6 protein-coding genes and 1 pseudogene are annotated in these 6,024 nt (G+C 48.1%); 4 read left to right on the forward strand and 3 right to left on the reverse strand.

What is annotated here, in order from left to right; all coding sequences use genetic code 11:
• Window positions 1-1,081, forward strand: a 1,081-nt coding sequence (locus C1T29_RS05175; protein WP_208945633.1) for a glycerol dehydrogenase, incomplete at its 5' end; no start/stop codon positions are given.
• Window positions 1,082-1,259: 178 nt separating this feature from the next.
• Here the strand turns inward: C1T29_RS05175 and C1T29_RS05180 are convergent.
• Together C1T29_RS05180 and corA are read right to left on the reverse strand one after the other, a co-directional pair.
• Entirely contained in the window at window positions 1,260-1,856 is a 597-nt protein-coding gene (locus C1T29_RS05180) for a hypothetical protein (protein ID WP_020450577.1), read from the reverse strand.
• A gap of 57 nt (window positions 1,857-1,913) precedes the next feature.
• Window positions 1,914-2,876, reverse strand: coding sequence for a magnesium/cobalt transporter CorA (corA, locus tag C1T29_RS05185; protein WP_020450578.1), 963 nt, complete (start codon window positions 2,874-2,876; stop codon window positions 1,914-1,916).
• A gap of 134 nt (window positions 2,877-3,010) precedes the next feature.
• Between corA and C1T29_RS05190 the strand changes: the two genes are divergently transcribed.
• Genes C1T29_RS05190 through C1T29_RS05200 form a run of 3 tightly spaced genes read left to right on the forward strand, consistent with a single transcriptional unit; the run spans window position 3,011 to window position 5,804 of the window.
• Complete coding sequence (locus C1T29_RS05190; protein WP_023855876.1) at window positions 3,011-3,874, forward strand: DNA-3-methyladenine glycosylase family protein; 864 nt, start codon at window positions 3,011-3,013, stop codon at window positions 3,872-3,874.
• A gap of 17 nt (window positions 3,875-3,891) precedes the next feature.
• Window positions 3,892-5,283 carry a 23S rRNA (uracil(1939)-C(5))-methyltransferase RlmD gene (gene rlmD / locus C1T29_RS05195; RefSeq protein ID WP_025810234.1) on the forward strand — a complete coding sequence of 464 codons (1,392 nt, stop codon included), beginning with the start codon at window positions 3,892-3,894 and terminating at the stop codon, window positions 5,281-5,283.
• Between the two features lie 50 nt (window positions 5,284-5,333).
• Window positions 5,334-5,804: a DUF6884 domain-containing protein gene (locus C1T29_RS05200; RefSeq protein WP_026580647.1), complete on the forward strand. Its 471-nt coding sequence runs from the start codon at window positions 5,334-5,336 to the stop codon at window positions 5,802-5,804.
• 127 nt (window positions 5,805-5,931) lie between these two features.
• On the opposite strand, the pseudogene C1T29_RS24715 reads toward C1T29_RS05200, so the two are convergent.
• Window positions 5,932-6,024, reverse strand: a pseudogene (locus tag C1T29_RS24715) (polysaccharide biosynthesis protein); the annotation flags it as partial.

The raw sequence follows: 6,024 nt of genomic DNA on the forward strand, positions 1-6,024 counted from the left end.
CACATCGCCTAAAAAATTTATTACAGGAAAACGACTCCTTGAGAACTTGAACGATTACATTGAAGATTATGGTGATCACGCATATATCATTTGCGATGAATTCATTTTGGAACGCGCTCAAAAAGAAGCGGGGAATTCGATTCAGAAAGCCGGCAATCAAGCTGTTTTTGAAAAATTCAATTACGAATGCACACAGGAAGAAATCGATCGTAACCGGGAGCTTGCACGCAATGCAGGCGCTAATATCATCGTTGGGATCGGCGGGGGAAAAACGCTTGATACAGCAAAGGCCACCGCTTATTACGAGAAGCTGCCGGTTGTGATTTTCCCGACAATTGCTTCAACAGATGCTCCATGTACGGCCCTTGCCGTCATTTATAAACATGACGGATCGTTTGATCGATATCTGTTTTTGCCGACAAACCCAGATGTCGTTCTCGCGGATTCTGACATTTTGGCATCCGCGCCGCCGCGCTTTTTCGCAGCCGGTATCGGAGACGCCTTGGCGACGTATTTTGAAGCGCGCGCCTGCTTTAAAGCAAACGGCGACAACCTCGTGCTGATGAAGCCTTCAACTACTGGATTGGGACTTGCCCGCCTTTGCTACGATACGCTATTGGAAAACGGCGTAAAAGCGATGCAGGCGATCAAGCATGGCGTTTCTACACGAGCTGTTGAAGACACAATAGAAGCGACCATCTATTTAAGCGGCGTCGGCGCCGAATCAGGCGGTCTTGCCGCCGCACATGCGATCCACAATGGAATGACAGCCGTTCCTTCTTTGCACAGAGCTCAGCACGGCGAAAAAGTCACGTTCGGCCTTTTGGCACAGCTCGTTCTTGAAAACGCGCCAGCCGAAGAGCTGGAGACCGTCATTGACTTTATCAAAGGCGTCGGTCTGCCGTTGACATTAAAAGACCTCGGAGTCGACGAATTTGTCGAAGAGGAATGGCGCCAAGTCGCTCAAAGCGCTTGCGCAGAAGGCGACACAATGGGCAACATGCCGTTCCCAGTCACCCCTGACGATGTCTACAATGCGATCGTCGCCGCCAACGCGATTGCAGAATCTTATCGCGATTAATAGACGAAAAGCCGCTTCCGTGAAGGAGCGGCTTTTTTCTTTGAGGTTTGTCTATTAGTTTGTGAAGCGGCTGTTTGCAGTTCGTTTTTTCTGTATACCTTTTACTTCTAAACCTTCTCTTCCATGTAATATTTTTAAAAGTTTCCAAAAGCGTGCTGCTTGAATCGAGTGAAGTCGCTCATTTCACCACTTCAACCTTCATCCTCGGCTCTTCTTCTATCCCTGATTCATACACATCCTCATTTCCCGGAGCCTTAAAGGTGACGCTGTACGTCTCTTGTGAATGCGGAGACAGTTCCAGCTCTTCCGGCTGAAAGTCAAATTCGCTCGTTATATCAGGGATGAGCTGGATGCGTTCGGTCTTTTTTCCGTAATTGTTCACTTTCACCTCACAGTCCATGTTTCCTTCCTCCATATCGCTCTGATAGCTGCAAGTGCTTCTCTTTTTCATATATTCCACGGCATCATCGCCTTGTGCATTCCATTTTTGAAAGAGCATCAGCTGTTCTGTGACCAGCGGGTAAAATACTGAAATGCCGATAATAAACAAAAACAGCTTAAAGCGGATCCACGGTACTCCATAATAATGGCGCCACGCCATAATGAAGCCGATGATGAGCATCAACATGCAGATCAGAACCACTAAATTGCGGACAGGCAGTCTGAAAAAGTCCGAAAGCGCGTCTGCAGCAGACACGCTTTGATGATTTTCGGCGCTAATCAACAAGCCGAGAACGATCAAGAAGATGCCGGCAAGCCCTGTATGTACCTTCATTTCTTTCCCCCCTCAGTTATAGAAATAGTCGAACAGAGAGGAAAAAGGTTTCCGGTTTTACTTGAAAATGTCAAACCATCCTTTATGCCGGAACCAGAAGATCATGCCGGCGACAACGGCTCCCATCATGACGAGGATGAAAAAATAGCCGTAGCGCCAATGCAGTTCAGGCATGTTGTCAAAGTTCATGCCGTACACTCCGGCAATGAAGGTGAGCGGAATAAAAATCGTTGAGACGATCGTCAGCGTCATCATAATGGCGTTCATCCGGTTGGAGTTGAGCGTCTGGTAGCTGTCCCTTAAATCGGCGGTCATGTCGCGGTTGTTTTCGACGATTTCGGTCAGCTTCAAGAGGTGGTCGTAAATGTCGCTGTAATACGCTTTTCGTTCGCGGTTTTCTTTTGAGATTTCAATGTTTAAAATCCGGTAAAGCAAATCCCGCATCGGAATGATTGTTTTCCTAAGCTTTAGAAGGTCGCTCCGGATATCAAACACTTCATTCATCAGCGTTCCATACGTTTTTCTGCTGTCGCTTTCAGCAATTTCATTGAGGCGGTCTTCTATTTTGTAAAGAATCGGGAAATATTCGTCAACAAGCTGATCCATGACCATATAGGCGATATGGCTCGGTCCTTTTTTCCACAACTCGCTGTTTTCCGAAAGCTGTCTTCTTACTTTTTCAATACCGTCTGAACGATGAAAGTGAAATGTGATGATAAAATCTTTTCCAACGAATAAGTCAACTTCTTCAGACGCCAGCGTCCTTTGATTCAACGCGTGTATGACGAAAAAAAGATATTCTTCGTATTGATCAAGCTTCGGACGCTGCAAATGATGAACGCAGTCCTCAACTGCTAAAGGGTGAAAGTGAAAATGGCTTTTGAGTAAAGAGACTTCTTCATCCGAAGGCTGATCGAAGTCCGTCCAGTACCACTCAATATCTTGATCTGTCAGCCTTTCTGCTTTGATGTCGGTAGATAAAAGTTTTCCGTCCTTTGTCATCGCAAAATGTTTAATCATCGGCACCCCTCCGCTTCCATAGGATGCTGCGATGCCCTGTGATTCATTCGGTGAAAAAATAAAATGTTGTTCTTTTTTAAGAGAATTTGAAACATGGTATACTGTGGACAAAGAAGAAAAAGGGATGGGAAGCGATGTGGAAGGAAACTGTAAGCGTATCACCGCCGTATCATTTTGACCGCGTCTTGGACAGGCTTTCGCTTGATCCGCTCAATGCGGTCAACCTTGACAAAAGGGAGGTCAAGCTGCCGCTCCGCAATCAAAACAAAGAGCCCCGGATTGTCGCTGTGCAGGCGACGGGAACTGTCGAAGCCCCGGCGTTTGCCGTCAGCGGTACAGACGATCGAGACGCCATGATGAAAGAAGTGAAACGGATCTTCAGATGGGAGGAAAATCTTCAGCCTGTACTGGATCACTTTTCACAATCAAGCTTGTCATCAATTTTCGCAGAGCATGCCGGAACGCCGCTGGTGCTCGATTTTCATTTGTATCATTGCTTGATGAAATGCATGATCCACCAGCAGCTTAATCTGTCTTTTGCTTATACGCTCACAGAGCGGTTCGTTCACACTTATGGAGAGCAAAAGGACGGGGTCTGGTTTTATCCGCTTCCCGAAACGATTGCACAGCTCGACTATAACGACTTGCGCGAACTTCAATTCAGCATGCGGAAGGCTGAATACGTCATCGATACATCAAGGATGATCGCAGACGGCCGTTTAAATCTTGATGAGCTTGATCAATTATCAGATGAAGACATTATGGAAAAGCTGGTGAAAATCAGAGGCATCGGCCCGTGGACCGTCCAAAACGTTCTGCTGTTCGGACTCGGCCGACCCAATCTGTTTCCGGCCGCCGATATCGGCATCCAAAATGCCATCAAACGCCATTTTGGCTTAAACGATAAACCGACAAAAGAACAAATGCTTGAAATGAGCAAAGAATGGCACCCTTATTTAAGCTATGCTTCCTTGTATTTATGGAGGAGCATTGAGTAGAAATGGAGAGAACATCAGTGAAACGTGACAAAAAAGGATCATCAGCAGAATTAAAAGTCGGACAGCAATTTCCGCTGACGATCAAGCGCCTCGGCATCAATGGCGAAGGCGTCGGCTACTTCAAGAAAAAAGTCGTCTTCGTCCCCGGCGCACTGCCGGGTGAAGAAGTCGTCGTCGAGGCGACAAAGGTTCATCCGAAATTTTCCGAAGGGCGGGTCAAAAAGGTGCGCAAGCGTTCAGAGCACCGCGTCAAGCCGCCCTGCATCATCTATGAGCAATGCGGGGGCTGCCAGCTCCAGCATCTGGCTTATGAAGAGCAGCTGAAAGGAAAACGGGACATCGTCATTCAATCGCTCGAACGGCACACCCGTTTTGACATCGGCAAAATGGACATCAGGCCGACGATCGGCATGGAAAACCCTTGGCACTACCGGAATAAAAGCCAGTTTCAACTCGGGCTTTCGAAAAATGGAAAGATGGTAGCAGGGCTGTACGGCCTTGACTCACACCGGCTTGTCCCGATTACGGAATGCATCGTTCAGCATCCGGCGACGAACAAAACGACACAAACCGTCAAGCAGATTCTTGAAGACTTCGGCATTTCCGTCTACAACGAACGGAAGCGAACGGGCGACGTCCGCACGATCGTGACGAGGGTCGGCTTTGAGACGGGGGAAGTGCAGGTTGTCATTGTCACGTCAAAAGAAGACCTGCCGCGCAAGGAGCTCATTGCAGAAGAAATCAAAAAGCGTCTGCCTGAAGTGACATCCGTAATTCAAAACGTCAACAAAGCCAAGACATCGGTTATCTTCGGCGATGATACAAGGCTCCTAGCCGGCAATATGGTCATTCAGGAATTTCTCGGCGAGGTTACGTTTGAGCTGAGCGCCCGCGCTTTTTTTCAGCTTAATCCGATCCAGACGGTCAAGCTGTATGACGAAGTGAAAAAAGCGGCGAAACTGAGCGGGCGCGAAAAAGTCGTCGATGCCTACTGCGGCGTCGGCACAATCGGAATGTGGATCGCCGACGGAGCAAAAGAAATCCGCGGCATGGACGTTATCAAAGAATCGATCGATGACGCCAACCAAAATGCCAAAAAGCACGGAATTGATAATGCGCGTTATGTCACAGGAACGGCGGAGCACTGGCTGCCGAAATGGACTAAAGAAGGCTTCAGGCCTGATGTCGTCATCGTCGATCCGCCAAGAACTGGCTGTGACCGCACCTTCCTTGATACGATCAGGCAGGTTAAGCCGAAGCGGTTCGTTTATGTCTCATGCAATCCGTCAACACTTGCGAAAGATTTGCAGTACTTAGCGAAGGATTACCATGTCGAATACATTCAGCCTGTCGATATGTTTCCGCAGACGGCGCACGTCGAATCGGTCGTATCGCTGAAGCTGAAATAAAACGCCTTTTTAAAGGCGTTTTTTAGCGGAACCAAAAGGGGGGACATATGATGAAAAGACTCTGCATCATCCCGTGCGGGGCGAAGAAAATCTGGGATGTCGATCCGGGCATCGGCCCGTCCGCCGCAAAGGATGTCTATCTGAGTCCGTTTCATCGGGCGTGCGGCGCATATGCGCAGACGTTTTTTGCGGATTGGGTGATTCTTTCAGCAAAACACGGTTTTTTAAAACCGGAAGATATCGTTCCTGAAAACTATGATGTCACATTCGGGATGGACCACCCGGAGATTATGGCGGATGATGAGCTGAAGGCGCAAGGTGAACGGAAAAACTTGATGGATTATGACGAAATCGTTATGCTCGGCGGGAAAAAATACAGGCCTGTTTTGAGGAACGTGTTTGGCAGCCGCCAGCAGATCACTTACCCGCTGGCGGGCTATCGGGGAATCGGCTATATGCTGCAGGCGCTGAAGCGGGCTGTCGATGAAGGCCGGGAGCTTAGTGAACCTGAAAACAACTGAAGAGAAAGTGAGTTTTTTAAAATCGCTGGCGGGTTTGCCTAAATAAGGGCAGGGCATGATCTGGAAGGCATTTGTTTGGCGGCTGGGATATCCGGAGGCAAAATGAAATATTCATTTTTGCCTCTTTTTTTATGCGATTTTTTAGATCCACAATCTTTACAGGCTCTCCCATATCGAGAACGAAAATCTGACGCCCTTTCGCCAGTGCCCCAGCCTGAAT

It is taken from the genome of Bacillus sp. MBGLi79, from assembly GCF_002953915.1.

Bases quoted from the DNA above. Each gene is read 5' to 3' on its own strand.
- corA (WP_020450578.1), bottom strand. From the start codon at position 2,876: ATGATTAAACATTTTGCGATGACAAAGGACGGAAAACTTTTATCTACC.
- C1T29_RS05180 (WP_020450577.1), bottom strand. From the start codon at position 1,856: ATGAAGGTACATACAGGGCTTGCCGGCATCTTCTTGATCGTTCTCGGC.
- C1T29_RS05200 (WP_026580647.1), top strand. From the start codon at position 5,334: ATGAAAAGACTCTGCATCATCCCGTGCGGGGCGAAGAAAATCTGGGAT.
- C1T29_RS05190 (WP_023855876.1), top strand. From the start codon at position 3,011: ATGTGGAAGGAAACTGTAAGCGTATCACCGCCGTATCATTTTGACCGC.